Raw genomic sequence first — 25,928 nt, 5'->3', positions numbered from 1 at the left:
CCCACGGGTCGGTTTACAAGCGGGTGCTCTGCGGTGTGTCAGGTCCGTTCGCGATTCGTTCACAAGTGCGTCGCGCCGTTCCGACGTCCCTCTTTCCTGACGGCGAACGGAACATGTCCGTCCTCCCGGGGCCCGGGGTTCAAAGCCGCAGCGCCTTCGGGTATCTTCCAGACGCCGGAAATCTGTACCGTCGGGTTTGTTTCTCGGAGATGAGAGAGGCCGGTCCGGGCCGGAACCTCCCGTGGCGGGCGGTTCGTCGCGCGATCGCCCGGTTCGTTGTGTCGGCTGTCCTGGGAGCTTCCGTGGAACACCTGCGCCACCTGCGTCTTGCGGCCGTCAACATCGATGGCGTCCTGCTGAGCGACACGTTCAGCCCGGTGATCCACCGCTTCGTCACCAGCCGCGGCGGCGTCTACACCGCCGAGGTCGAGCGGGAGATCTTCTCGCAGGGCCAGCTCGTCGCCGCCCGCGCCCTCGGCGCCGCCGCCGGACTGCCCGACCGCCCCGAGGACGTCCTCGTCCGGTACTTCGAGGAGCGCGCCGCGTATCTCGCCGAGCACCCGCTGCGCGTGCTCGACGGCGCCGGCGCGCTGCTGCGCCGGCTGCGCTCCCTCGGGCTGCGGACGGTCTGCTACGGCGGCCTGGACCGGCGGCACTTCGACACGTACCTCGGCGGGTTCGCGGAGCTCTTCGACGAGCCGGGCTACGTCTGCACCAACGACTTCCGCCCCGGCGTGCGCGAGATCGCCTCCGACGTGTGCGGACTCGCCCCGGACCGGGCGCTGTTCATCGACGACGTGGCCCGGGTCGCCGAGACCGCGCGGGAGCTGGGCGCGGCCTTCGTCGGCCACCCCAGCGACTTCGCCCACGGCTTCCAGGGCGAGTCGATGCGCCGGGCCGGCGTCCGCCATGTCGTCGGCTCGCTCGACGCGATCGACGAGACCCTGCTGCGTACGGTCGACGCCGAGGCCGCCGCCGGGCGCCTCTGGGTCGCCTGAGCGCCGCCGTGCCCGCGCCCCCATCCACCCAGCCCGAGGGAGACGACTCCGCCATGACCGCAGACCACCGCCTGCTGACCGACAAGGTCACCCTGATCACCGGCGCCAGCAGCGGCATCGGGGCCGCCGCCGCCCGGGTGTTCGCCCGCGAGGGCGCGACGGTGGTGCTGGCCGCGCGCCGCGAGGACCGGCTGAAGGAGCTGGTGGCCGAGCTGCGCGAGAGCGGCGCCGAGGCCGAGTACGTGGTGGCCGACGTGACCCGTCGCGCCGACACGAGGGCGGCCGTGGCCCGCGCAGTCGAGACGTACGGGCGGCTGGACGCGGCCTTCAACAACGCGGGCTGGGGGACCGGCCGGGAGCCGCTGCACGAGATGGACGACGCGCTCTACGACCGGATCATGGACGTCAACGTGCGCGGGGTGTGGAACTGCCTGCGGGACGAGATCGCGGCGATGCTCCCGGCCGGCGGCGGGGCGATCGTCAACAACTCCAGCGTCGGCGGCCTGCTCGCCACGCCGGTCGCGGCGCCGTACGTGGCCGCCAAGCACGCCGTCCTCGGCCTGACGAAGGCCGCCGCCGCCGAGTACGCGGCGCGGGGGATACGGGTCAACGCGGTGGCGCCGGGCACCACCCGCACCGAGGTCGTCGCCGAGTGGTTCGCGGCGGTCCCCGGCGTCGAGGAGGCGCTGCACGCGGCGACGCCGCAGGCCCGTACGGCGGACCCCGAGGAGATCGCGGAGGCCGCCGCCTGGCTGCTGAGCGGCCGGGCCTCGTTCGTCACCGGCGCGACGCTGCCGGTGGACGGCGGCCTCACCATGGTGTGAACCCCGATGGACGGCGAGACGAACGGCGCCGGAGCGGTCGGTCCCAGGGACGCCGCACGCTCCGGCGGGTACAGGCAAGAGCGAAGGACGTGACCTCCCATGGCTAAACAGGATCGGGCGATCCGCACCCGCCAGGCGATCTTGGAAGCGGCCGCCACCGTTTTCGACGAGCGTGGCTACGACGCTGCCAAGCTCTCGGACATCCTGGAGCTGGCCCAGGTCACGAAGGGCGCGCTGTACTTCCACTTCGAGTCCAAGGAGGACCTGGCGCACGCGGTGATCGACGCCCAGGTCTCGGCCGTGCCCGAGCCGCTGCCGCAGGTGTCGAAGCTGCAGGAGTTCGTCGACATCGGCATGGTGTTCGCGCACCGGCTCACCCACGACGGCCTGCTGCGCGGCAGCGTGCGGCTCACCCTCGACCAGAGCGGTCACGAGCTCAACCGCGCCGGTCCGTACCGCGAGTGGACGGAACTCAACCAGCGGGTGCTCGAAGAGGCCAAGGAGCGCGGCGAGTTGCTGCCGCACGCCGACCCGGCCGAGGTGGCGCCGCTGGTCGTCGGCTCGTACGCCGGGCTCAACCTGATGTCGCAGGCACTCGGTTCGCAGCGCGCGGACATGGAGTCCTGGGCCTCGGTGCTCTACCGCCACGTGCTGCCGAGCATCGCGGTGCCGGCCGTGCTCGCGATGCTGGACATGGAGCCGGGGCGCGGACTGCGCGCGCTCAACGGCGCGTGAAAACCATACCGACCTGGCGGTTTTCCCTGAGGGGCACCTGCACGTCGCCCGTTCGTTCCTTGTTGAAGCTCCAATAAACCGTACCCCTGAGTCCATAATCCGGACGTGGGGGTACGGTTCTTCCTGCGGTAAGCGCTTGCATCATCCTGGTAAGTCCGGATACTTCGGGCATCAGTTCCGACTTTGCCCGATCCATATTCCATACCGTGAGGTTTCTTATTGACATGCCTCGCGGTCTCTTTTCTAATCGTCCAGGGCCGACCGTACGCATGAGGGGGAAGCAGTGGACGTCCGGATCCTGGGTGGACTGTCGGTACGCGAGAACGGGGTCTCCGTCGTCGCCACCGCCGCGGCGCCCCGCCAGGTCCTCGCCCTCCTCGCCGCCAAGGCCGACCAGGTCGTCCCCGTCACCGTGCTCCTCGAAGAGCTGTGGCCCTCCGGCCCGCCGCGCGGCGCACGCGCCGAACTCCAGGCGCACATCCAGGGGTTGCGCTCCCTGATCGCCACCGCCCTGCGCAGCGCCGAGGCCCCGCCGGCCGACGGCGCCTGGCTGGAGCGCCGCACCGCCGAGGCGGTCCTCGTCAGCCTCCCCGGCGGCTACCGGCTCGACACCGGCGGAGGCTCCCACGACGCCTGGCAGTTCGAGCGGGCCACCGGCGCGGGCTACCGGGCCATGGAGACCGGCGACCTCCACCGCGCCTCCCGCCGCCTCGGCGAGGCCCTCGCGCTGTGGCGCGGAGAGCCCTTCGCCGACGTGGCCGCGGGCCCGCACCTGCGCGCGGAGATCGAGCGCCTGGAGGCCTCCCGGCTCAGCGCCCTCGACCAGTGGGTGGAGGCCCGGCTGCAGCTCGGCCGGCACGTGGAGATGGTGCCCGAGCTGTCCGAACTCGTCGCGCTGCACCGCACCAACGAGTCCCTGCACTGCCAGTTCATCGTGGCGCTGCTGCGCTGCGGACGGCAGGACGAGGCCATGGAGGTCTACCAGCGCCTCCGGGACGGGCTGCGCCGGGAGACCGGCCGCGAGCCCTCGCCGCGCCTGCGCCGGCTGCAGCGCTCCATGATGACGGTCCGCCCGCCGCTGCGCCCCCTGGTGCGCACCCCGGCGGGCTCGTTCGTCTGAGACCCCCCTGAGACCCCCCGCGGGAACGCCGACGGCGGAGGGGGCAAGCGCCCCCTCCGCCGTCCGTCCGCTCCCGCGCCGCCGATCAGACCGCGGCGAAGCCCTTCTTCAGGGCGGCCGCGATCTCGACGCAGCGGCGGGCCTGGAACTCCACCGCGGCCAGGTTCTCCTCGTGCACGTTCCCGGCCTGGTTCGCCGAGACGCTGCTCGCGCCGTACGGGTTGCCGTTGGCGCCGGCGAACTGGACCGGGTCCGCGTAGCCGGGGGCCACGATGATCGCGCCCCAGTGGTAGAAGGTGTTGTTCAGGGCGAGCAGCGTCGACTCCTGGCCGCCGTGCGCGGTGGAGGTCGAGGTGAAGCCCGAGGCCACCTTGTTGACGAGCTTGCCCTCGGCCCAGATGCCGCCGGTGGTGTCGATGAACTGCTTGATCTGGCTGGCGGCCGCGCCGAACCGGGTCGGCGTGCCGATGAGCACCACGTCGGCCCAGACCAGGTCGTCCGTGGAGGCGACCTCGACGTCCCGGGTCGCCTCCGCGTGCGCGGCCCAGGCCGGGTTGGTCTCGATCACGGCCTGCGGGGCCAGCTCGGCGACCTTGCGCAGCCGCACCTCCGCGCCGGCCTTCTCGGCCGCCTTCGCGGCGGCGACGGCCATGGTGTGGACGTTGCCCGTGGACGAGTAGTAGATGACGGCGACATTCGTCATGACGGCCCTGCTCCTTGAATCTTCCGGTGACGCTGACATGGGAGGCCCGCCGCAGACCATCCCGTAGATCCGCGGCGGGCCGCCCCCGGAGGCCGTGAAGTCCGTCAAGTCCCGGGGCCGGACGTCACTTCGCGGCGAAGTGCTGCAGCAGGGCCCGGGCGTCCTCGTCGGTCAGGGCGATGCGGAAGTCCTCGCGCAGCGCCCGCACGGTGTCCGCCGCCGACAGCTCCGTCACCTCCGAGGAGCCGTCCGGCAGGCGCCGCTCCAGCTGCTTGTCGCGCAGCAGCAGCCGCTGCTTCTCCTCCTGCCGCTGCACCACGACCTGGCCGACGAACGGCGAGCCCGGCCGGGTGGAGCTCACGTAGTGCGCCGCCTCGAAGTCGATCCGGTACTGCGGCTCCTGGCGGAAGGAGTACATGTCGAACCAGTCCCCGGCCGCCCGCCGCGCCGGGTCCTCGTGCGGGATCTGCAGGATCCAGTCCGGACCGTCGGCGACCAGCCGCCACGACCAGTCGTACGTGTCCACGCGCGCCCCGTGCTCCAGCGGCACCGCCTGCATCTGGCAGCTGTAGCCGTAGCCGGTGTCGGCCAGCCACACCCGGTCGTCGGCGCGGACCAGGAGCACCGTGTGGGTGCGGAACCGGCGGCGCTCCTCGCCCTGCCGGATCCGGGCGAGCAGCCGGGTCACCGGGAAGCCGAGCCGGTCCAGGGCGGCCGCGAACAGCAGGTTGTTCTCGTAGCAGTAGCCGCCGCGGCCGCGGGTCACCAGCTTGTCCTGGATCGGGCCGAGGTCGATCGAGACCGGGCGGCCGAGCGCGATGTCGAGGTTCTCGAAGGCGATCGCGCCCATGTGGGCCCGCAGCACCCCGTGCAGCGTCCCGGCGCTCGGGGTGCGGGGGCCGGTGTAGCCGATGCGGGCGAGATAGGCGTCCAGGTCGAGCAGGTCGCTCTGCCACTCGGGCGCGGTCTCCACGTCCGTGGGTATTCCGTACGTTCCCAACATGCCTTGTCTCCTCACTCGTTCAGCGGGTGCGCTCGGCGGGCGCGGGCGGGGGGACCGGCTCGGCGCCGGCTTGCGGGGCCGGTGCGGCCGGGGCGGCCGGCGGCCTCAGGCCGGCGGCCAGGGCGGCCGCGAGCGCCGCGCCGAGCACCGGCCCGACGAGGTACGCGGCCAGGAAGGCGGTGTTCCCGGAGAACACCGCGGGCCCGAGCTGGCGGGCCGGGTTGACCGCTCCGCCCGCGACCGGGCCCAGGATGAAGATGAAACCGGCGATGCAGACGCCGACCACGGAGGGGATCAGGAACTCCCAGCGGGGCCGGAGCAGCAGCCCGGCGACCAGCGTCATGCAGATCAGCTGGCCCACCGTCTCGGCGGCCAGCACGTCCCAGAAGTCCCAGCCGTCCGCGGCCCCGACCGCCGAGTACCGCACCGACTCCACGGCCGGACCCCACACCAGCCGGCCGAGCGCGGTGCCGGCGAAGGCGCCGGCGAACTGCGCGACGCAGAAGGGGAGCACGTCACGGCCGGGGAAGGCGCGCAGCAGCCACAGCCCGATGCTCACCGACGGGTTCATGTGTCCGGCGGTCCTGCGGGTCATCGAGTAGTGGATGATCACGGTGTTGACGACCCCGAAGACCACCGCCATCAGCGCGAACGCCGCCCGGCCCCGGACCGTGGAGCCGAGCGGCGCGTCCGGGGCGAAGAGCCAGCGGGCGGCGGTGACGATCAGGAACAGGATTCCCGTGGTGATCAGGAACTCCAGGAGGTACATGCGGGCGCGCCGCGGCGGAACGGTTGTGGTCATGCGACCACCTCCCAGGCTGTCGTTCGGTCGTGCGGGCGGTGCGTGGGACGCGCGTGGTGCGGAAGGGGCGGGGGGTTCACACGCGGGCGCGGCGCCGCGCCCGGCCGGGGAAGCCGTGCGCGACGCCGTCCGCGTGCGGGATCAGGGGGTCAGAGCTCGATGCGCACCCCGTACTGCTCGACCCAGGCGTCGAACTCGACCAGGCGCTCCATGACGCCCCGGGTGCCCCAGGGGCCGCCGAGCGCCGCGTACTCCTCCAGCGGCCGGTCCAGCAGCGCCCGGATCGCCTCGGGGGAGACCAGCCGCAGCACTGGCGAGTCGCCCTCCAGCAGGGCGGCGACCTTGTCGCGCAGCGCCGTGACGTACGCGGTGTCCTGGGTCGACGGGTACGGGCTCTTCTTCCGCTCCAGGACCGACTCCGGCAGCACGTGCGCGGCCGCCGCGCGCAGCAGGCTCTTCTCCCGGCCGTCGAAGTTCTTCATCGCCCACGGCACGTTGTAGACGTACTCGACGAGGCGGTGGTCGGTGAACGGGACCCGGACCTCCAGGCTGGCCGCCATCGAGATCCGGTCCTTGCGGTCCAGCAGGAACTTCTCCCAGTGCCAGATGTTGAGCCAGGTCAGCTCGCGCATCCGGGCCTCCTCGGGGGAGTCCTCCGGCAGCTTCGGCACCCGCTCCAGGGCCTCGGTGTAGCGGCGCTTGACGTACCCGTCCAGGTCCAGGCGGTCCCACAGGCCGATCTCGCGCAGCGTCGCCAGACCGCCGAGCCGGCGCCAGGCGTCGTACCAGGGGAAGGTGTCGCCCTCGACGGCCTCCTTGTCGAAGAACCAGTTGTAGCCGCCGAAGATCTCGTCCGCCGCCTCGCCGGACAGGGCCACCGTGACGCGCTCCTTGAGCGCCTTGCACAGGTGGTACAGCGAGTGCTCCATGTCGCCCGTCGAGACCGGCAGGTCCTGGGCGCGCAGCACCGCGGTGCGGACGTCCTCGTCCAGGATGTGGTGGTTCTCCAGCTCCACGATCACGTGCTCGGCGCCGGCGTGCTCGGCGACGTCCACCGCGTACGGGGTGTCGGGGTCCATCCAGATGCCGTTGTCGCGGAAGGTCTCGCCGTGGTCCTTGTAGTCCACCGAGAACGCCTTGATCCGCTCCTCGCTGCCCTGGTCGCGCAGCGCCTTCGCGGCGAGCGCGGTCACCGCGGAGGAGTCGAGTCCGCCGGAGAGCAGCGTGCCGACCTTCACGTCGGCGATCAGCTGCCGGCGGACGATGTCCTCCAGGAGCTCCCGGGTGTGCGCGATCGTCGCGTCCAGGTCGTGGGTGTGCGGCAGGGCCCGCAGCGTCCAGTACGTGCGGGTCGTCGTCCCGTTCCGGGTGAACCGGACGACCGTGCCGGGGACGACCTCGTGCATGCCCTTGAAGACGGCGTGCCCGGGGGTGTTGACCAGGGCGAAGATCTCCGCGAGGCCCTCCGCGTCGACGACCGCCTCCGCCTCCGGGTGGGCCAGGATCGCCTTCGGCTCGGAGGCGAACAGCACCCCGTCCCGCGTCGGGTAGTAGTACAGCGGCTTGACGCCCATCCGGTCGCGGACCAGCAGCAGTTCCTCGGTGCGCGGGTCCCAGACGGCCAGCGCGTAGATGCCGTTGAGCCGCTCGGGGAACTCCGCGCCCCACTCCAGGTAGGCGTGCAGCACGACCTCGGTGTCGCTGGAGGTGCGGAAGGAGTGCCCGAGGCCCTGCAGCTCCTCCTTCAGCTCCCGGTAGTTGTAGACCTCTCCGGTGTAGACGAGCACCGGCTGCGTGTCGTCCCCGGGCGTCACCTGCATCGGCTGCCGGCCGCCCTCCAGGTCGATCACGGAGAGCCGGCGGTGGCCGAGGGCGGCGTGCCGGGACAGCCAGATCCCCTTGTCGTCGGGGCCCCGGCACTCCAGCGTCCGGGTCATGGCCTCGGTGGTGTCGCCGCCGAGGGTCAGATCGCGGTCGTAGGCGACCCAGCCGGTGAGTCCGCACATGGCGCCTCAGTTCCTTTCGTGGAGGAAGAGCGGGGAAGGGGTGTCAGGGGCGCGGCACGGGGACCCAGCCGGCGGTGTCCCAGTGGGCGAGCTGCGGGAGCGCGCTGCGCTCGGAGACCTCGGCGACGCACTTGCCGCCGAGGATCATCGTGCTGGGCCGGCCGGGTGCGAACACCGGCCAGGCCGGGGCGTGCGGGCTGTTCGGGGCCTCGCCGCGGGCGAAGGAGGCGACCAGCTCGATCAGCGTGTCGGAGACCAGCCTCTCCTGCGGACCGGCGCCGTAGTGCGGCGCGTTGACCTCGTTCGCGTACGAGCCGAACAGGAACTTCGACGTCGCCTCGTGCGGCGTGCCGGTCAGCGGCGGCGCCACCGGGTGCGCGAACTCCATCAAGTAGCCCCGCACGTCCGGCCGTTCCGTGGCGTGCCGCTCCGCGAGCCGGGTGATCTGGTACCGGAACAGCGCGTCGCCCCAGATCGCGCTCCACAGCCCCACCGGGTCCGACGGCAGCCCGTCCGCCCGGGCGGCCTCCCGGTACGCGGTGACCGCGGCGGTCACCTGGTCGTCGGTGACCGTCACGGCGCCCTTGAGCAGCACCTCCCGCACGGCGGCGCGCAGCTGCGCCTCGTCGGCGGGCAGCGGGCCCTGGTACGGGTAGCCGGGGCCGGTGGTGAAGAAGGTGCCCTCGGTCCGGGTGTAGACGGCCATCGTCGGCACGTCCGGGGTCGGCAGCTCGAAGTCGTATCCGCGCATCCAGCGGCCGTCCACCACGGGGCCCTGGTACTCGCGCCAGGCGCTGACGTCGCGGCCCGCCGGGGGACCGGAGAAGATCTTCTCCCAGGCGTCCTTCAGCAGCGGCGCGGGCACCTCGCGCAGGCCCCGCACCGTGACCCCCAGACCGCGGGCCAGCAGCTCGAACGTCTCCCGGGACTCCGCCGGGCTCGCCGAACTCGCCGGACGCCACACGTGCTTGACGCTGACCGGGACGATCCGCCGGATCGTGTCGCGCAGCTCCGGCATCAGGGCGAGCTGCCAGGCCGACGAGCCGCCCGCCGAGGTGCCGGCGACGGTGATGTTGTCCGGGTCGCCGCCGAAGGCCGCCGCGTTCTCCCGCACCCAGCGGACCAGCGCCGCCTGGTCCTGCAGGCCCCAGTTCGAGCAGCCGTCCGTCTCCTCGTCGAGGAGGTGCTCGTGCAGGCCGAAGCCCAGGGCGCCCAGACGGTAGTTGAAGGTCACGACGACCATGTCGCCGTGCGCGGCGGGCCGGGCCCCGTCGTAGTCGGGCTCGCTGCCCGCGCCGAGGAACCAGCCGCCGCCGTGGATGTACACGAGCACCGGCCGGGAGCCCTTGACGTCGGGCGTCCACACGTTCGCGTACAGGCTGTCCTCGGACGAGCCGGGCAGCCAGGACTGCAGCGAGACCGGGCCGAAGGCGGTGGCGTCCCGGACGCCGCGCCACTCGGGCGCCGGCCGGGGCGAGCGGTAGCGCAGCGGACCGACCGGGGCGGCCGCGTACGGCACTCCGCGGAAGACGCAGAGTCCGTCCGACCGCTCTCCGGAGATCAGACCCGAGCTGATGCGGGTGACGACGGTCCGGGCGCTTCCCGGGTGGACGGTTCCCGAATGGGACATGAACGAACTCCCCCGGTGGGCTAAGGGCGAAAGGCGAAACGGCGAAGAACGGAATGTCAGGAACAGAGGTGCCGCACGGTCATGGCGAACCAGGACGGCGCGATCGTGCCCGAGCCGCCGACCGGGGCCAATGCCGCCCGGCGTACTCAGTCAGGTCCGCGCGGACCCGGCCGGGGACCTGACGGATTCCCCGGAGCGCCTTTGTCCCGGCCGTCCGGACATCGGCAGGATCCGGGGACATGACAAAGTCGATTCTGGACTCCCGCCCGCTTTTCGAACTGGGCGCAGAGATTCACGTCGCGGCCACCGCCGAAGAGATCTACTCGACCGTCAGTGACATGAAGCGCCACGCCGAGTGGAGCACCGAACTCCGGGACGGTGAGTGGATCTCCGGCGAACCCGGGAAGGTCGGCTCCGTCTTCCGCGGCGAGAACTTCCGCGCCGACGACGTGGTCTCCTGGGCCCCGCTCATCCGCGGCGTCTGGCACACCAAGTCCGAGGTCGTCGCCACCGAACCCGGCCGCGCCTTCCGCTGGAAGATCCACTCCAAGACCGGTGAACCGCAGGAGCTGGTCTGGTCCTTCGAGATCGAGCCCCAGGAGGACGGCTGCCGGCTCAGCCAGACTTTCCGCATGGGCTGGGCCTCACCCGGAATCCACGAGATCACCAAGAACATGGACGAGGACGACAAGCGCAAATTCATCGCCGACTGGACCGAGAAGATGAAGCGCGACGTCGCCTCCACGCTCGAGCGGATCAAGTCCATCGTCGAAAAAGCCTGAGCCACCGCCGCGGAACGGCGCCGTCCGCGCCGTTCCGCGGCCCCGTCCGTCCCGTACGAAACGCAGAGCGCATCCGTACAACGCCCGGAGAACACCCGGAGAACGCCCGGTACAAGGCCCGGAGAAGGCCCGTACCGGGCTCGTGGCCGTCCTGTCGGAAGCCCCCGCGAGAACCCCGTTCGGCCGCCGCGGTTACCTGACTTAGTCCCTTCCGATCCTTTGTCCGGACCGCCCGCCGCATCGGATGATCCCGGAGGAATTCCGGGGAGGCGCCGCCCGCTCGACGCGCCGCCACGGCCGGCGGGCCCTCTTGCCCGCGCCGCAGCCCCGAGCACCGCCATCGACGCCCGCTCCACCGCCTCCCCTTTTCCCTAGGAGACCACCGTGGACAACACGCTGCTCGACATACGCCGGCGGCCGGCCCTGCAACAGCCCGACTGGGAGGACGCCTCGCAGGTGCAACGGGTCCGCGAGGAGCTCGCCGCCCGGCCCGCCCTCGTCACCCCGCGCGACATCCGCACCCTGCGCGCGCACCTGGCCCGCGTCGCGGCCGGCGAGGCCGTCGTCGTCCAGGCCGGCGACTGCGCCGAGGACCCCGACGAGTCCACCGCCGCCCACGTCGCCCGCAAGGTCGCCGTCCTGGACCTGCTGGCCGGCGCCATGAAGATGGGCGCCCACACCCCCGTCGTCCGCATCGGCCGCATCGCCGGCCAGTTCGCCAAGCCCCGGTCCAAACCGACCGAGCTGGTCGAGGGCGTCGAACTGCCCGTCTACCGCGGCCACATGGTCAACGGCCCGGAGCCCGACGAGGAGAGCCGCCGCCCCGACCCGCTGCGGCTGCTCACCGGCTACATGGCCGCCGACGACGTCATCCGCCACCTCGGCTGGCGCCGCCCCGCCAACATCCCGGCCATCGACCCGCCCGTGTGGACCAGCCACGAGGCCCTGCTCCTCGACTACGAGGTCCCCATGTGCCGCCGCGACGACGACGGCCGGCTGTTCCTCGCCTCCACCCACTTCCCGTGGATCGGCGAGCGCACCCGCCAGGTCGACGGCGCCCACGTCGCGCTGCTCGCCGACGTCGCCAACCCGGTCGCCTGCAAGGTCGGCCCCAGCATGACCACCGACGAGATCCTCACCCTGTCCGAGCGGCTCGACCCCGACCGGGAGCCCGGCCGGCTCACCCTCATCGCCCGCATGGGCGCCGACAAGGTCGCCGACCGGCTGCCGCCCCTGGTCGCCGCCGTCCGCGCCGCCGGCCACCCGGTCTCCTGGCTCAGCGACCCCATGCACGGCAACACCGTCACCGACCCCGGCAGCGGCCTGAAGACCCGGCTGACCGGCGTCGTCGAGCAGGAGATCACCGCCTTCCGGCGCGCCGTGCTCGCCGGCGGCGGCGTCGCCGGCGGACTGCACCTGGAGACCACCCCGGACGACGTCACCGAGTGCGTCCACGAGGAGCAGCACCTCGCCCGCTGCGGCGAGCGCTACACCAGCTTCTGCGACCCCCGGCTCAACCCCGGCCAGGCCGTCTCCGTCGTCTCCGCCTGGCACGCGTGAACCGCCCGTCCGCCCTTCCGAAGGAGGCCCCGACCATGGAGCAGTCCCTGCGCGGCACGACCGCCCTCGTCACCGGCGCCGCCGGCGGCATCGGCGCCGCGGTGGTGCGCACGCTCGCCGAGCGCGGCGCGGCCGTCGCCGCCGTCGACCGCGACGAGGCGGCCCTCAAGCCGCGGGTCGCCGCGCTCGTCCTCGACGGCCTGAACGTCGAGGCGTTCCCCTGCGACGTCACCGACGCCACGCAGGTCGCCGCCACCGTCGACGAGGCCGAGCGGCGCCTCGGCCCCCTCGACCACCTGGTCAACGCGGCCGGCGTGCTGCGGCTCGGCCCCGTCCGCACCTTCAGCGACGAGGACTGGGCCGCCACCTTCGCCGTCAACGCCACCGGCGTCTTCCAGGTCTCCCGCGCCGTCGTCGACCGGATGATCCCGCGCGGCCGCGGCGCCATCGTCACCGTCGCCTCCAACGCCGCCGCCACCCCGCGCAGCGAGATGGCCGCGTACGCCGCCTCCAAGGCCGCCGCGACCATGTTCACCAAGTCGCTCGGCCTGGAGGTCGCCCAGTACGGCATCCGCTGCAATCTGGTCGCCCCCGGCTCCACCGACACCCCGATGCTCAGCTCCATGTGGCACGACGAGTCCGGGCCCCGGGGCACCATCGAGGGCCGCCCCGACGCGTTCCGCGTCGGCATCCCGCTCGGCAAGCTCGCGCTGCCCACCGACGTCGCCGCCGCCGTGCTGTTCCTGCTGTCCGACCAGGCCGCGCACATCACGCTGCACGACCTCACCGTCGACGGCGGCGCGTCGCTCGGCGCCTGAGCCGGCACCGGCGCATCTCCAGAATTCAGTCACGTGTCACGAGAGGACGGTCATGGCCACCGGCATACCGCCCATTGAGGCCTACCCGCTGCCGACGGCCGGCGCCCTGCCGCCCGCCACCCCGAACTGGTCCGTCGACCCGGACCGCGCGGTGCTGCTCGTCCACGACATGCAGCGATACTTCCTCGCCCCCTTCCCGGCCCCGCTGCGCGACGAACTCGTCGCCAACGCGGCCGGACTGCGCGAGCGCTGCGCCGAGGCCGGCATCCCCGTCGCGTACACCGCGCAGCCCGGCAGCATGACGCCCGAGGAGCGCGGGCTGCTCGCCGACTTCTGGGGCCCGGGCATGAAGGCCACCCCCGCCGACCGCGAGATCGTCGAGCCGCTGGCCCCCGCCCCCGGCGACTGGCTGCTCACCAAGTGGCGCTACAGCGCCTTCTTCCGCACCGACCTGCTGGACCGGATGCGCTTCCAGGGCCGCGACCAGCTGATCGTCTGCGGGGTGTACGCGCACGTCGGCGTGCTCGCCACCGCCATCGAGGCGTACACCAACGACATCCGGACCTTCCTGGTCGCCGACGCCCTCGGCGACTTCACGGAGGCCGACCACTGGCAGACCATCGACTACGCGGCCCGCCGCTGCGCCGTCGTCACCACCGCGAAGCAGGTGCTCGGATGACCCCCGCCCCGGGCCTCCTCGGCCGCGTCCTCGGCCCCGACGCCCCGCCGTTCGCCCTGCTGCACCGCCCCGAGAGCCCCACCGGGCCCGGCGCGCTCGACCTGCTCACCGGCCCGGTCACCACCCCGGCGACGCTCGCGGAGCTGCCCCTGCCGGAGGCCGGCGACGGCGCCCGGCACGACCTGCTCGTCGTCGTCCCCTACCGGCAGATCGCCGAACGCGGCTACGCCTGCGCCGACGACGGCGCGCCGCTGCTCGCCATGACCGTCGCCGAGCAGGAGACCGTCCCCCTGGACGCCGTCCTGCGCGCCGTGCCCGACGTGCCGATCCGGCTCGCCGGCGGCGGCTTCGGCACCGACACCGACGACGAGGCGTACGCGGACACCGTCCGCCGGATCGTCTCCGACGAGATCGGCACCGGCGTCGGCGCCAACTTCGTCGTCAAGCGGTCCTTCACCGCCGAGATCACCGACTACGGGCTGCCGTGCGCGCTCGCGTTCTTCCGCCGGCTCCTGGAGCGGGAGGCCGGCGCGTACTGGACCTTCCTCGTCCACACCGGCGACCGCACCTTCGTCGGCGCGTCCCCCGAGCGGCACGTCAGCCTCGACGCGGGCACCGCCGTGATGAACCCCATCAGCGGCACCTACCGCTACCCGCCGACCGGCCCCACCCTCACGGGCGTCCTCGACTTCCTCGCCGACCGCAAGGAGACCGACGAGCTGTACATGGTCGTCGACGAGGAACTGAAGATGATGGGCCGGATCTGCGAGTCCGGCGGACGGGTCGTCGGCCCGTACCTGAAGGAGATGGCCCGGCTCGCGCACACCGAGTACTTCATCGAGGGCCGCACCTCCCGCGACCCGCGCGAGATCCTGCGCGAGACGCTGTTCGCGCCGACCGTGACCGGCTCCCCGCTGGAGAGCGCCTGCCGCGTCATCGCCGCGTACGAGCCGGAGGGCCGCGGCTACTACAGCGGCGTCGTCGCCCTGCTCGGCCGGGACGCCGAGGGCGCGCACGCGATGGACTCGGCGATCCTCATCCGCACCGCGGAGATCGACGCCGCCGGGAAGGTCCGGATCGGCGTCGGCGCGACGCTGGTCCGCCACTCCGACCCGGTCTCCGAATGCGCCGAGACCCGGGCCAAGGCCGCGTCGCTGATCGCCGCGCTCACCCCGGACGAGAGCGCCGGCCGCTTCCGCGGCCACCCGGACGTGCGGGCCGCGCTCGCCGAGCGGAACACCGGCCTCGCCGGCTTCTGGCTCGCCGACGACGCGGAGCGGGGCCGCCCCGACCCGCTGCTGGCCGGCAAGCGGATCCTCATCGTGGACGCCGAGGACACCTTCACCGCCATGATCGCCCGTCAGGTCCGGGCGATGGGCCCGGAGGTGGAGGTGCGGCGGTTCGACGAGCCGTACTCCTTCGACGGCCACGACCTCGTCGTCATGGGCCCCGGCCCCGGCGACCCCCGGGAGACCGGCCATCCGAAGATCGCGCACCTGCGCGAGGCGATCGCCACGCTGCTCGACGAGCGGCGGCCGTTCCTCGCCGTCTGCCTCAGCCACCAGACGCTGGCGCTGCAGCTCGGCCTCGAACTGGCCCGCCGCGACGTGCCCAACCAGGGCGTGCAGAAGGAGATCGACCTGTTCGGCAGGAGGGAACGGGTGGGCTTCTACAACACCTTCGCCGCCCGCTGCTCCGCCGACCACCTGCACAGCCCCCGCGCCGGCCGGATCGAGCTCAGCCGCGATCCGCACACCGGCGAGGTGCACGCCATGCGGGCCGAGCGCTTCGCCTCCATGCAGTTCCACGCCGAGTCGGTGCTCACCCAGGACGGGCCGCGGATCGTCGGCACGCTCCTCGGCGGGCTGGTGACGGCGGCGGGACGGGAGGGCCTGGGAGCCGCCCCGCTCGCCGGGCAGGGCGCCGGGGCGCTCTGACCGCACGCGCGGCCCGGGGTCGCGGCCTTCCTCCGGGCCGCGGACCCGGGCCGTTCGCCTTTCCCGGGCCGTTCGCCTTTCCCGGGCCGGTCGCCTTACCCGGGCCGGTCGCCTTACCGGGGCGTTCGCCTTGCCGGGCATGGCGAATGTTCCCGGGCATGACGAAACCCCCTTCTCCAAGCCGTGGTTCGGCCGGCGGAGGGGGTTTCGCGGTGTGTGTGTCAGGAGCCGGCCGGGCCGACCTCCACGCGGCCCAGGACCGTGCGGCCGTCGGCGGCGAGCACGAGCTTGCGGTAGCGGCCGTGCCGGCGGTCCGACTCGGCGAACTGCATCGCGCCGGCCGTGCGGGCGTGCACGTCGCCGAAGCTGTCCGCCGCGACGCCCGGGAGCTTCAGCCGCGTGGGGACGGGGGTGTCGGCGAACGGCTCCGGGGTCAGGCCGAGCAGCTGGCGGGCGACCGACTCGGCCATGCGGTACCCCGGGGCGACCAGGCCGTGGCAGCGGCCCGCGACCGCGGCGCACTCGCCGATCGCCCAGATCCGCTCGTCCGGGGTGCGCAGCCGCTCGTCGACGAGGAAACCGCCGCGCTCGCCGCGCGGCAGCCCCGCCGGTTCCGCCAGCTCGTCGCGCGGACGGACCCCGGCGGCGACGACCACGAGCGCGGCGTCGATCTCCGTGCCGTCGGCCAGCGTCGTCCGCCCCCCGTCCGCCACCCCGGCGATGCCCGTGCCGCAGTGCGTGGTCACCCCGCGCGCGTCCAGCAGCGCGGCCAGCTGCGCGCCCGCGGCCGCGTCCAGCTGGAGCGGCATCGGGCCCGGCCCCGGCTCGACCACGTGCGGCCGCATGCCGAGCCGGTGCAGCGCGTCGGCCGCCTCCAGGCCCAGCAGCCCGCCGCCGACCACCACCGCCTCCCGGCCCGGCCGGACGGCTGCGCGGATCGCGGCGACGTCGGCGACGGTGCGGTACGGGAACACGCACGGCAGACCGTGCCCGGGGAACGGCGGCACGAACGGCCGCGAGCCGGTGGCCAGGACCAGCGCGTCGTACCGCAGCGCCGTCCCGTCCCCGCAGCGCACCGCCCGGGCCGCCCGGTCGATCCCGGTCACGGCCGTGCCCGCGCGCACCTCCACGCCGGCCCCGTGCCGTTCCAGCACCAGGGGGCGCGGGTCGCCGCCGGCCAGCGCGGTCGACAGCCGCACCCGGTCGTACGCGGCGGTCGGCTCCTCGCCGACCACGACCACGCGCCAGGCCCCGAGGCCGCCGAGCTCGGCGAACTCGGTCAGCAGCCGGTGGCCGGTCATGCCGTGTCCGGCGACGACGAGCGTGCGGTTCATCGGACGGTCTCCAGGCGGAGGGAAGCGGGTTCGGTGTCCGCGCCCCGGCGCTCCAGGACGCCGCAGAGGGCGCGGAGCCTGTCGCCGCAGCCGCCGCAGCCGGTGGTGGCGCGGGTGGCCGTGGCGAGGGCGTCGGGGGTGCGGGCGCCGGTCTGCCAGGCGTGGGCGAGATCGGCCTTGGTGACGTTGTTGCAGTGGCAGACGACGTGCGCCTCCGGCCATGCCTCGGGGTCGTCCTCGGCCGCGGGGGAGCTGCCCAGGAGCAGCGCCAGGCGGTCGGCCGGGACCGGGAGGCCGCGGTCGTACAGCTGGCCCGCCGCGGCGATCGCCTCCGGCAGGCCGACGAGCACGGCGTACCGCAGCCGGCCGCCGGCCAGTTCGAGCCGGGCGTGCCGGCCGCCCGCCGGGTCGGCGAAGGTCACGACCTCGTCGGGTCCGTCGCCGGCCGGGGCGCCGAGCACCGCCACGTCCAGCCCCGGCAGCCGGGGCCGCAGCAGGGTGGGCGGGGCCGTGTACGGGCCCTCGGCGCGGCCGGTCAGCCGGGCGGCGAGGTACTCCGCCTGCGCGGCGGCGCTCGCCAGCAGCCCGTCCGTGCCGTCCACGCAGGAGCCCACGGCGTACACGTCCGGGTCGTCCGTGCGCAGGAAGCCGTCGACGACCACGCCCCGGCGGACCGGCAGCCCGGCCGCGCGGGCCAGGGCGGTCTCCGGCGCGCCGCCGGTGCAGCGGACCACGGTGTCCGCGCCGAGCGTCCCGCCCGCCGCCACCCGTGTGCCGCAGCGCAGTTCGACGCCGAGCCCGGTCAGGTGCGCGGCGAGCAGCCCGCCGGCGTCCTCGTCGAGCGCGTGGTGCATCGGGTACGGCCCGGCGTGCGCGAGCAGCACCTCGTGGCCGCGGCGGCGCAGCAGCGCGGCGGTCTCCACGCCGAGGACGCCGCCGCCGACCACGGCCACCCGGCCGTGCGCCGGGCGGACGGTGCCGCCGAGGGCGTGCCGCGCGCCGGTCGCCAGGACCAGCGTGCCGTACGGCACGGTCGAACCGTCCGCGCAGGTCACGGTCTTCGCGACGCGGTCGACGCCGGTGACCGCGACGCCGGTGCGGACGGTGGTGCCCGGCGGCGCGGCGGGCAGGTCCAGCGCCTCGCCCGGCAGCGCGCCGGCCAGCACCCAGGGCAGCAGCGGCCGCCGGTACGCGGGCCGGGGCTCCGCCCCGAGCACGGTCACCGGACCGGCGTGCCCGAACGCGGCGAGCCGCTCGACGAGCCGGTGCGCGGCCATGCCGTTGCCGACGACGACGATCGGGGCGGTCACGGTGCGGCCTCCGGTTCGGGGGCGATCCGGACGGCGCTGACCTTGAACTCCGGCATGCGGCTGACGGGGTCGAGCGCCGGGTTGGTGAGCAGGTTGGCCCGCTGGTCGCCGGCGAAGTGGAACGGCAGGAACACGGTGTCGGTGCGCAGCCCCTCCGCGAACCGCACCCGGGCGACGGTGGAGCCGCGCGCCGAGCCGATCCGGGCGAGCCCGCCCTCGACGAGCCCGAACCGCCGGGCGGTGTCGGGGTGCACCTCGACGAACGCCTCGGGCTCCGCGGCCCCGAGCGCGGCGACGCGTCGGGTCTGCGCCCCCGACTGGTAGTGGGCCAGCACGCGGCCGGTGGTCGCCACCAGGGGGTACGCCTCGGACACGGGCTCCGCCGGCTCGCGGAACGCGACCGCGGCGAACCGCGCCCGCCCGTCGGGGTGCGCGAAGCGGTCGAGGAACATCCGGGGCGTGCCGGGGTGCGGCCGCCCGTCGCCGTCGCTCGCGGCCGGGCCGGCCGGGCACGGCCAGTACAGGGCCTCGCCGGCGTCCAGGCGGGCGTAGCTGACGCCCGAGTAGTCGGCGCGGGCGCCCGCGGTGGCGCGGCGGATCTCGTCGAACACCGCGCGCGGGTCGGTGGGGTAGTGGTCGCGGGGCTCGCCCAGGCGGACCGCCAGGCCCTGGAGGACCTCCAGGTCGGTGCGGACGCCCGGCGGCGGGGCGAGCAGCGCGCGGCGGCGCAGCACCCGGCCCTCCAGGTTCGTGAGGGTGCCCTCCTCCTCCGCCCACTGGGCGACCGGGAGGACCACGTCCGCCATCCGCGCCGTCTCCGAGGGGACGAAGTCCGCCACGACCAGCAGGTCCAGGGACGCCAGGCGCTCCGTCACGTGCCCGGCGCGCGGCGCCGAGACCACCGGGTTGGAACCGGCGAGGAACAGGGCGCGCGGCCCGCCGGGGCGTCCCAGCGAGTCCAGGAGCTCGTACGCGCTCGGCCCCGGGCCCGGCAGCCGGGACTCCGGCACGCCCCACACCTCGGCGATCCGCGCCCGCGCGGCCGGATCGGAGATCGACCGGTAGCCGGGCAACTGGTCCGACTTCTGGCCCAGTTCACGGCCGCCCTGCCCGTTGCCCTGGCCGGTCAGGCAGCCGTAGCCGCCGCCCTCCCGGCCGGGCAGCCCCAGCGCCAGGGCCAGGTTCACGAACGCGGCGACCGTGTCCGTGCCCTTGCTGTGCTGTTCCGCGCCCCGCCCGGTCAGGATGTACGCCCGGTCCGCGCCGGCCAGCAGCCCGACCGCCTCGCGCAGCGCGGCGGCGGGCACGCCCGTGACGCGTTCGGTGCGCTCCGGCGACCAGGCCAGGGCGTGCCTCCGGGCCTCGTCGAAGCCGCGGGTCCGCTCCGCCACGTACGCCTCGTCGACCAGGCCCTCCAGCACGGCGGTGTGCAGCAGCCCGAGGGCCAGCGCGAGGTCCGTGCCGGGCGCGGTGCGCAGGTGCAGCTTGGCCCGCGCCGCGGTCGGCGTGCGGCGCGGGTCGGCCACGATCAGCGCCGGCCGGTCCAGGTGCCGCATCAGCGGCGGCATGGTCTCGGCCGGGTTCGCCCCGGCGAGCAGCACCACGTCCGCCTCGCCCAGGTCCGTGACCGGGAACGGCAGCCCCCGGTCGACCCCGAACGCCGCGTTGGACGCGGCCGCCGCCGACGACATGCAGAAGCGGCCGTTGTAGTCGATCCGGCTGGTGCCCAGCGCCAGGCGGGCGAACTTGCCCAGCAGGTACGCCTTCTCGTTCGTCAGCCCGCCGCCGCCGAACACGGCGACCGCGTCGGGGCCCGACTCCCGCCGGATCTCCCTCAGCCGCCGCGCGACCAGGTCCAGCGCCTCGTCCCAGCCGGCCGGGGCGAGCGCCCCGTCCGCCCCGCGCACCAGGGGCGTGCGCAGCCGGTCCCGTACCGACAGGACCTCGGGAGCCGTCCAGCCCTTCTGGCACAGGCCGCCCCGGTTGACCGGGAAGTCCGCCGGCTCGACGGTCACCGAGCCGCCGGGCGCGGCGCGCAGCTCCGTCCCGCACTGCAGCGCGCAGTACGGGCAGTGCGTGCGCACCGCGCCCGCGATGCGTCCCTCAGACACGCGTGACCCCCGAGGTCCGCACCGGCCGCCGCACCCCGTCCGACCCGTCGCGGGCGGGCCGCAGGTACACCGCCCAGGTCAGCGCCACGCACACCGCGTAGAAGGCGATGAAGGCCAGGAACGCCGGGGTGCCGCTGCCGCCCTCGGATCCGTACGCCCCGCGGAAGGCCAGGTTCACGCCGACCCCGCCGAGCGCGCCCACCGCGCCGGCGATGCCGATGACCGCCCCGGACAGCCGCCGCGCGCGGGCGAACGCGTCCGCCGCGTCGGCGCCTTCGGTGACCTTTTCGCCCGCCTGGTCCGCGAAGACCGCCGGGATCATCTTGTACGTGGAGCCGTTGCCGAGCCCGGTGAGCACGAACAGCACCGTGAATCCGGCCACGAACAGCGCGAACGAGTCGAGCCGGGTGGCGAGCAGCAGCACGCCCGTGCCGGCGCCCATCGCCACGAACGTCAGCGCCGTCACCGGCGCGCCGCCCCAGCGGTCCGCCAGCCGGCCGCCGAACGGCCGCGCCAGCGAGCCGAGCAGCGGCCCGAGGAAGGTGTACGAGGCGGCCTCCAGCGGCGTCGAGCCGAACTGCGTCTGCAGGACGAGCCCGAAGGCGAAGCCGTAGCCGATGAACGAGCCGAACGTGCCGATGTACAGCACCGAGATGCACCAGGTGTGCGGGTGGCGGGCGGCCTCCGCGAGTCCGCCGCCGGCCCGCCGCACCGCGGCGACGTTGTCCATCCTCAGCGCGGCGAACAGCGCGACCAGCACGATCAGCGGCAGGTACACGGCGGCCACGTACGCGGGATGGGTGTCCCCGGCCGTCGCGATCACCAGCAGGCCCAGCAGCTGGACCACGGCGACGCCCAGGTTGCCGCCGCCGGCGTTCAGGCCGAGCGCCCAGCCCTGGTAGCGCTGCGGGTAGAAGGCGGTGATGTTGGTCATCGAGGAGGCGAAGTTGCCGCCGCCGACGCCGCCGAGCGCGCCGATCAGCAGGAACACCCAGAGCGGGGTGCCGGGCCGCTGCACGAAGTACGCGGCCAGCGAGGTCGGCACGAGCAGCAGGAGGGTGGCGAACACGGTCCAGTTCCGGCCGCCGAACCGGGCCACGGCGTGGCTGTACGGCAGCCGCAGCACCGCCCCGACCAGGGTCGGCGTCACGACGAGGAGGAACTTCTCGCCAGGGGTGAAGGCGAAGCCGATGTCGGGGGAGAGGAACAGCACGAGGACCGACCACAGGCTCCACACGGAGAAGCCGATGTGCTCGGAGGCGATCGACAGCACGAGGTTCCGGCGGGCGGTCCGGCGGCCCTCGGCCGCCCAGAACGCCTCGTCCTCCGGATCCCAGTCCTCGATCCACCGCGTACGGCGCCCGGCACTCATCGTTCGCCCTTCAGTGAGGTGTCCACCAGGAAACCGGCCGCGCCGACGTAGGACGCCGGATCGCACAGCCGGGTCAGCTCCTCCCGCGCCGGTGCCCCGGACAGTTCCGGGGCCGACGCCAGGACCTCGGCCAGGGGGAGGCCCTCCGCCTCCGCCCGTGCCGAGGCGCGCGTCAGGAGGGCCTTCGCCTCCGCCTTGCCCAGGCGCGGGGCGAGGACCGCGGCGACGCGCTCCGAGACGACCTGGCCGCCGGTGAGCGCCAGGTTGGACCGCATCCGGTCGGCGCGGACCTCCAGGCCCTCGGCCAGTTCGACCGCGGTGTGCGCCGCGCCGCCGGTCAGGCGCAGGGCCTCGCGCAGCGGCTGCCACTCGGCGTGCCACACGCCCGCCGAGCGCTCGTCCTCCGTGACCAGGCACTGCGTCAGCACGGCCGCCAGCGCGGGCACCTGGAGGGCCGCGCTGCGGATCAGCGTGGCCAGCACCGGGTTGCGCTTGTGCGGCATCGCGGAGGACGCGCCGCGTCCCGCCGCCCCGGCCGGCTCGGCGACCTCGCCGACCTCGGTGCGGGCCAGCGACTGCACGTCGACCGCGAGTTTGCCGAGCGCCCCGGCGGTGAAGGCCAGCGCGCCCGCGAGGTCGGCGACCGGGCCGCGCAGCGCGTGCCACGGCAGCACCGACTCGGCGAGCCCGGTCTCCTCCGCGAACGCGGCGCCCAGGTCCTGCAGATACGTCTCCGCGTCGAAGTCCCCGGGCGCGGCGAGGCGGGCGTACTCCAGATACCCGCCCAGCGTCCCCGCCGCCCCGCCGAGCGAGGTCGGCAGGGACTCCTGGACGCGGGCCAGCCGAGCCTCCGCGTCCACCACCAGGGCGTGCCAGCCGGCCGCCTTCAGCCCGAAGGTGGTCGGCACGGCGTGCAGCGTCAGGGTGCGGCCGGCGAGCGGGGTGTCGCGGTGCCGCTCGGCCAGCGCGGCCAGCGCCGCCGCCGTGCGGGCCAGGTCCGCGCGGATCAGCCGCAGCGCCCGGAAGGCGACCAGCATCGCGCCCGTGTCGAGGATGTCCTGGCTGGTCGAGCCCCGGTGGACGTACTCCGCCGCCTCCGGGTCCTCGGCGGCCACCAGCCGGGTCAGCTCCCGGACCAGGCCGACGACCGGGTTCGCGGTCTCCCGTGCGGCCAGCGCCAGTTCCCGCACGTCGAACCGGCCGGCCCGGGCCGCCGCGCCGATCGCGCGCGCGGCGGAGCCGGGCACCGTGCCGAGCCGGGCCTGCGCCCGGACGAGCGCGGCCTCGGCGTCCAGCATGGCCTGCAGCCACGCCGGGTCGCCGACCGCCGCCTCGGCCGGGACGCCGGCCCGTACCGGGGACAGCAGCCCCGCGTCGTCGTGCGGCCGGACGGGGTGGGCGGTCACACGATCACGCCCGCGAGGTCGTCCTCGTCCGCGGCGTCCACCGGCCGCACCCCGGCCGGTACCCGCGCCGCCGGCGGCAACGCGGCCAGCGCGCGGGCGATGGCGTCGGAGTCGCCGAGGGTCACCGAGTCCACGCCCGGCCGGATCCCGGCCGCGGTGACCCAGTGCACGGACTCGGTCGGCACGCCGTACGCGAACCGGCGCGGGTGCGCCCGGCCGCGGCCGTCGACGATCCGGTACGGCCGCTCCGTCACCGCCAGGCCGCCGGTCTCGTAGCTCGTGCCGCAGGCGCCGGCGATCCGGTAGGGGGCGGCCTGGTCGGTGTTGAGCAGGTGCCGCAGCAGCGGGTCGTCGGTGCGCCGCAGGTCCGGCTCCGGCAGCCGCGCCTCGATCAGCACCGCCGCCCGGACCGGCGGGCCCGGCACCGTGCCGGAGTGCGCCACGAACGACGGGGCGGCGGCGTCGAGCCGGATCTGCGTGCCGGGGCCCATGACCTCCAGGACGCCCGCCTCGATCAGCGCGATCATCTCCTCGATGCGGGAGGCCGGCGGGCCGATCGACAGGAAGCCGTTGAGCGGCGTGTACCAGCCCTCCAGGTCGTCCCGGTGCGAGTTGCCCTCCAGGCCGCCGTGGTCCACCGCGAGCCGGACCTCGTTGCGCAGGTCGCGCAGCACGTCCAGGGCCGCCTTCAGCGGGCCGTGCACGTTGCCGGCGCGGGCCTCGGCGACGTCCTGCTCCAGGTGGCGCAGCAGCCAGTCGCGGAACTCGTCGCGCGAGGCGAACTTCCGCTCCCCGTACGGCCGGGACAGCTTCTCCCAGTCCCAGCGGTCCGGCTCGGCTATGCCGAACTCCGCGGTCAGTGCGGCGCGTTCGGTGTCGTCGGCGGTGGCGAGGTACCGGTCGGTGAACGTCTCGCGCTCCGCGCCGCGCCCCAGGGACTCCAGCAGCGTGCCGTAGTAGACGCTCTCCACCTCGCGGGAGATCAGCGGCCACAGGTCCTGGGCGAAGTTGACCCGCCGGCCGTCCACCGACCGGGAGCGCAGCTCCGTGATGAACTCCGGGGTGAGCAGCCGCGGCAGGTACCGGCCGAAGGCGCCCTTCTGGTTCTCGCCGCGCGCGTGGTACGGCACCCCGCGCCGCGAGGTCGCGAACAGCTTCGGCTCGCGGCCGGACGGCAGGTACACGAGACGGCCGTCGCGGCGCTCGAAGACGCCGCCGCGGCCCGCGGTGAACAGCGCCATGTGGTCGAAGAAGTTGAGGCCCAGACCGCGCAGCAGCACGTGCTGGCCCGGCTCGACGCAGCTCAGGTCGAGGTCGGCGGGGTTCGCCGGGGTGACGTAGCGCAGGTTGTGGATCCGGGCCAGGCTCGCCGTGCGCGCCTCGCGGGCGGTCAGCCGGGCGGGCACGTGGCCCAGGGCGAGGACGACGCCGTCCAGGTGGTTGAGCCGGGTGCCGTCCTCCAGGCGGACGCCCTGCGGGCCGCCGGGCACGCCGTGCGTGTCGGCCATGGCGACCGCCCGGGAGCGGTGCACCCGCACGGTGACGTGGCCGGGCGCGCGGGCCACCACGCGCTGGAACGCGTCGTGCAGGTAGCGGCCGTAGAAGGCGCGCGACGGGTAGGCGTCCGGGCCGAGCCGGCGGGCCTCCTCCAGGGTGGCCTCGTCGTAGCCCTCCGGCGCGGCGCCCGCGTCCGCGGCGGCGGCCAGCTGGCGGGCCCATTCGTACAGGCTCGGTCCGGGCTCGATCGGACCCTCGATGCGGGCGCTGTCGTCGGTGTACACGGTGACCTGCGAGGCGACCGTGTTCATCAGGAGGTGGCGCGACTGCTCGGCCCGCCAGACGGCGCCCGCGCCCGGTGCGGCCGGGTCGACGACGTGGACGACCAGGCTCGTACGGCTGGGGGCGAGGCGCTCGTTGGCGCACAGCCGCTCCAGGACGGACAGACCGCGAGGGCCGGCACCGACGATGCAGACTTCCGCGTGACCGCTCTTCATGGGGACTCCCCGCGCTTTCGCGCTGTGGTCGAGTGAATTTCGTGGCTGGGAGAACGTCGAAAAATGTGCGGACCTGCGGGTGTGGGTTCTCCTCGGTGACGAAATCCTCGTGAGCGGCCCGGCGAACGGTCAACGAAGCGAATCAGGGTCGGTCAAGTCGTCCGTCAGGTCGAGCGCGTAGTGAAGGGCCGTGAACCGCAGGCCGCGGGCGGTGTAGAAGCGCTGCGCGCGGTGGTTCGCGGTGCCGGTGTCCAGTTCGACGGCGGTGCAGCCGGCCTGCCGGGCACGCTCGGCCAGGGCGGCGAGCAACTGCGTGCCCACCCCCGCCGACCTGCGGTTCGGTGCGGTGACGAGGTCGTCCACGCAGAGCATCCGGCCACGGCTGGTCGCGAGCAGCCGGTGCGTGGCGACGCCGAGACAGCGCCCGTCGGCGTCGTACGCGGCGGTGAACACGAGGCCCTGGCGGTGGGCCTCTTCGGCGAACTCGCGGAAAGCGTTTTCGCTCAGAGAGGGACGCAGGGTCCGTATCAAAGGGGAGATGTCCTCGGCCATGGCCGGATCATGCGGATTCACGTCGATCAACTCGGCCGACGCGTTCGGCGCCGTTTTCACGCCAGTCACCTTAGGGGCTGATTCCGTCCCGTCCAGGGGAAAGTGACAAATTCACGGGAGAAAGGAGAAGCGGAGCGGCGCCTTCGGGTGGCGCCCCGCGGACCGGGGAACACCGGACCGTGGCCGGCCGTTGGAACCGGCGGGGAGCCGGGGGCCGACGGCCTTTCGATGCGGGACGACAGTGGGGGCAGT

21 protein-coding genes are annotated in these 25,928 nt (G+C 74.2%); 9 read left to right on the top strand and 12 right to left on the bottom strand.

Features of this window, described 5'->3' with window-relative positions; translation table 11 throughout:
• Positions 1-302 precede the first annotated feature (302 nt).
• The 4 genes from ACNJ93_RS10680 to ACNJ93_RS10665 all read left to right on the top strand — a co-directional run bounded on the left by ACNJ93_RS10680 (position 303) and on the right by ACNJ93_RS10665 (position 3,677).
• Positions 303-998 carry an HAD family phosphatase gene (locus tag ACNJ93_RS10680; RefSeq protein WP_418957140.1) on the top strand — a complete coding sequence of 232 codons (696 nt, stop codon included), beginning with the start codon at positions 303-305 and terminating at the stop codon, positions 996-998.
• 53 nt (positions 999-1,051) lie between these two features.
• Entirely contained in the window at positions 1,052-1,822 is a 771-nt protein-coding gene (locus ACNJ93_RS10675; RefSeq protein ID WP_418957139.1) for an SDR family NAD(P)-dependent oxidoreductase, read from the top strand.
• Between the two features lie 99 nt (positions 1,823-1,921).
• The gene (locus ACNJ93_RS10670; protein WP_418957138.1) at positions 1,922-2,557 is read left to right on the top strand and encodes a ScbR family autoregulator-binding transcription factor; all 636 of its coding nucleotides are present in this window, start codon (positions 1,922-1,924) and stop codon (positions 2,555-2,557) included.
• A 283-nt stretch (positions 2,558-2,840) separates the two neighbouring features.
• Positions 2,841-3,677 carry an AfsR/SARP family transcriptional regulator gene (locus ACNJ93_RS10665; protein ID WP_418957137.1) on the top strand — a complete coding sequence of 279 codons (837 nt, stop codon included), beginning with the start codon at positions 2,841-2,843 and terminating at the stop codon, positions 3,675-3,677.
• Between the two features lie 85 nt (positions 3,678-3,762).
• Here the strand turns inward: ACNJ93_RS10665 and wrbA are convergent, their stop codons facing one another.
• The 5 genes from wrbA to ACNJ93_RS10640 form a co-directional block, all read right to left on the bottom strand.
• Entirely contained in the window at positions 3,763-4,380 is a 618-nt protein-coding gene (gene wrbA, locus ACNJ93_RS10660; RefSeq protein WP_418957136.1) for an NAD(P)H:quinone oxidoreductase, read from the bottom strand.
• 124 nt (positions 4,381-4,504) lie between these two features.
• On the bottom strand, positions 4,505-5,383 hold the full coding sequence (locus ACNJ93_RS10655; RefSeq protein ID WP_418957135.1) for an arylamine N-acetyltransferase family protein: 879 nt from the start codon (positions 5,381-5,383) through the stop codon (positions 4,505-4,507).
• Positions 5,384-5,402: 19 nt separating this feature from the next.
• On the bottom strand, positions 5,403-6,185 hold the full coding sequence (locus ACNJ93_RS10650) for an aquaporin (protein ID WP_418957134.1): 783 nt from the start codon (positions 6,183-6,185) through the stop codon (positions 5,403-5,405).
• A gap of 149 nt (positions 6,186-6,334) precedes the next feature.
• Positions 6,335-8,191, bottom strand: coding sequence for an asparagine synthase (glutamine-hydrolyzing) (gene asnB, locus ACNJ93_RS10645; RefSeq protein WP_418957133.1), 1,857 nt, complete (start codon positions 8,189-8,191; stop codon positions 6,335-6,337).
• A 43-nt stretch (positions 8,192-8,234) separates the two neighbouring features.
• Positions 8,235-9,821, bottom strand: coding sequence for a carboxylesterase/lipase family protein (locus ACNJ93_RS10640; RefSeq protein WP_418957132.1), 1,587 nt, complete (start codon positions 9,819-9,821; stop codon positions 8,235-8,237).
• Between the two features lie 239 nt (positions 9,822-10,060).
• On the opposite strand from ACNJ93_RS10640, the gene ACNJ93_RS10635 reads away from it, so the two are divergent.
• The 5 genes from ACNJ93_RS10635 to ACNJ93_RS10615 all read left to right on the top strand — a co-directional run bounded on the left by ACNJ93_RS10635 (position 10,061) and on the right by ACNJ93_RS10615 (position 15,597).
• A complete protein-coding gene (locus tag ACNJ93_RS10635; RefSeq protein ID WP_418957131.1) occupies positions 10,061-10,603 on the top strand; it encodes an SRPBCC family protein in 543 nt (180 codons plus the stop codon).
• A 384-nt stretch (positions 10,604-10,987) separates the two neighbouring features.
• The gene (locus ACNJ93_RS10630; protein WP_418957130.1) at positions 10,988-12,163 is read left to right on the top strand and encodes a 3-deoxy-7-phosphoheptulonate synthase; all 1,176 of its coding nucleotides are present in this window, start codon (positions 10,988-10,990) and stop codon (positions 12,161-12,163) included.
• A 35-nt stretch (positions 12,164-12,198) separates the two neighbouring features.
• Entirely contained in the window at positions 12,199-12,981 is a 783-nt protein-coding gene (locus ACNJ93_RS10625) for a 2,3-dihydro-2,3-dihydroxybenzoate dehydrogenase (RefSeq protein ID WP_418957129.1), read from the top strand.
• A gap of 52 nt (positions 12,982-13,033) precedes the next feature.
• Positions 13,034-13,660, top strand: coding sequence for an isochorismatase family protein (locus tag ACNJ93_RS10620; protein WP_418957128.1), 627 nt, complete (start codon positions 13,034-13,036; stop codon positions 13,658-13,660).
• Positions 13,657-15,597 carry an anthranilate synthase family protein gene (locus ACNJ93_RS10615; RefSeq protein WP_418957127.1) on the top strand — a complete coding sequence of 647 codons (1,941 nt, stop codon included), beginning with the start codon at positions 13,657-13,659 and terminating at the stop codon, positions 15,595-15,597. The genes ACNJ93_RS10620 and ACNJ93_RS10615 overlap by 4 nt, the downstream gene beginning before the upstream one ends.
• 221 nt (positions 15,598-15,818) lie before the next feature.
• On the opposite strand, the gene ACNJ93_RS10610 is transcribed toward ACNJ93_RS10615, so the two are convergent.
• From ACNJ93_RS10610 to ACNJ93_RS10580, 7 genes are all read right to left on the bottom strand, one after another.
• Positions 15,819-16,931 carry an NAD(P)/FAD-dependent oxidoreductase gene (locus tag ACNJ93_RS10610; protein ID WP_418957126.1) on the bottom strand — a complete coding sequence of 371 codons (1,113 nt, stop codon included), beginning with the start codon at positions 16,929-16,931 and terminating at the stop codon, positions 15,819-15,821.
• Positions 16,928-18,241, bottom strand: coding sequence for an FAD-dependent oxidoreductase (locus ACNJ93_RS10605; protein ID WP_418957125.1), 1,314 nt, complete (start codon positions 18,239-18,241; stop codon positions 16,928-16,930). The genes ACNJ93_RS10610 and ACNJ93_RS10605 overlap by 4 nt, the downstream gene beginning before the upstream one ends.
• Positions 18,238-20,352 carry a molybdopterin oxidoreductase family protein gene (locus ACNJ93_RS10600; protein ID WP_418957124.1) on the bottom strand — a complete coding sequence of 705 codons (2,115 nt, stop codon included), beginning with the start codon at positions 20,350-20,352 and terminating at the stop codon, positions 18,238-18,240. Before ACNJ93_RS10600 ends, ACNJ93_RS10605 begins: the two co-directional genes overlap by 4 nt.
• Positions 20,345-21,724, bottom strand: a complete 1,380-nt coding sequence (locus tag ACNJ93_RS10595) for an MFS transporter (protein ID WP_418957123.1) — start codon at positions 21,722-21,724, stop codon at positions 20,345-20,347. Before ACNJ93_RS10595 ends, ACNJ93_RS10600 begins: the two co-directional genes overlap by 8 nt.
• Complete coding sequence (pcaB, locus tag ACNJ93_RS10590; protein WP_418957122.1) at positions 21,721-23,130, bottom strand: 3-carboxy-cis,cis-muconate cycloisomerase; 1,410 nt, start codon at positions 23,128-23,130, stop codon at positions 21,721-21,723. The genes ACNJ93_RS10595 and pcaB overlap by 4 nt, the downstream gene beginning before the upstream one ends.
• Positions 23,127-25,124: an FAD/NAD(P)-binding protein gene (locus ACNJ93_RS10585; protein ID WP_418957121.1), complete on the bottom strand. Its 1,998-nt coding sequence runs from the start codon at positions 25,122-25,124 to the stop codon at positions 23,127-23,129. The genes pcaB and ACNJ93_RS10585 overlap by 4 nt, the downstream gene beginning before the upstream one ends.
• 129 nt (positions 25,125-25,253) lie before the next feature.
• The gene (locus ACNJ93_RS10580) at positions 25,254-25,736 is read right to left on the bottom strand and encodes a GNAT family N-acetyltransferase (protein ID WP_418957120.1); all 483 of its coding nucleotides are present in this window, start codon (positions 25,734-25,736) and stop codon (positions 25,254-25,256) included.
• Positions 25,737-25,928 lie beyond the last annotated feature (192 nt).

The organism is Streptomyces tritici (genome assembly GCF_048500665.1).
GTDB classification, from domain to species: domain Bacteria; phylum Actinomycetota; class Actinomycetes; order Streptomycetales; family Streptomycetaceae; genus Streptomyces; species Streptomyces tritici.
Note: the sequence above shows the minus strand (reverse complement) of the source record. Positions and strands in the feature narration are given on the sequence as shown.

Bases quoted from the DNA above. Each gene is read 5' to 3' on its own strand.
- ACNJ93_RS10675 (WP_418957139.1), top strand. From the start codon at position 1,052: ATGACCGCAGACCACCGCCTGCTGACCGACAAGGTCACCCTGATCACC.
- ACNJ93_RS10670 (WP_418957138.1), top strand. From the start codon at position 1,922: ATGGCTAAACAGGATCGGGCGATCCGCACCCGCCAGGCGATCTTGGAA.
- wrbA (WP_418957136.1), bottom strand. From the start codon at position 4,380: ATGACGAATGTCGCCGTCATCTACTACTCGTCCACGGGCAACGTCCAC.
- ACNJ93_RS10655 (WP_418957135.1), bottom strand. From the start codon at position 5,383: ATGTTGGGAACGTACGGAATACCCACGGACGTGGAGACCGCGCCCGAG.
- ACNJ93_RS10650 (WP_418957134.1), bottom strand. From the start codon at position 6,185: ATGACCACAACCGTTCCGCCGCGGCGCGCCCGCATGTACCTCCTGGAG.
- asnB (WP_418957133.1), bottom strand. From the start codon at position 8,191: ATGTGCGGACTCACCGGCTGGGTCGCCTACGACCGCGATCTGACCCTC.
- ACNJ93_RS10640 (WP_418957132.1), bottom strand. From the start codon at position 9,821: ATGTCCCATTCGGGAACCGTCCACCCGGGAAGCGCCCGGACCGTCGTC.
- ACNJ93_RS10635 (WP_418957131.1), top strand. From the start codon at position 10,061: ATGACAAAGTCGATTCTGGACTCCCGCCCGCTTTTCGAACTGGGCGCA.
- ACNJ93_RS10625 (WP_418957129.1), top strand. From the start codon at position 12,199: ATGGAGCAGTCCCTGCGCGGCACGACCGCCCTCGTCACCGGCGCCGCC.
- ACNJ93_RS10620 (WP_418957128.1), top strand. From the start codon at position 13,034: ATGGCCACCGGCATACCGCCCATTGAGGCCTACCCGCTGCCGACGGCC.
- ACNJ93_RS10615 (WP_418957127.1), top strand. From the start codon at position 13,657: ATGACCCCCGCCCCGGGCCTCCTCGGCCGCGTCCTCGGCCCCGACGCC.
- ACNJ93_RS10610 (WP_418957126.1), bottom strand. From the start codon at position 16,931: ATGAACCGCACGCTCGTCGTCGCCGGACACGGCATGACCGGCCACCGG.
- ACNJ93_RS10595 (WP_418957123.1), bottom strand. From the start codon at position 21,724: ATGAGTGCCGGGCGCCGTACGCGGTGGATCGAGGACTGGGATCCGGAG.
- ACNJ93_RS10585 (WP_418957121.1), bottom strand. From the start codon at position 25,124: ATGAAGAGCGGTCACGCGGAAGTCTGCATCGTCGGTGCCGGCCCTCGC.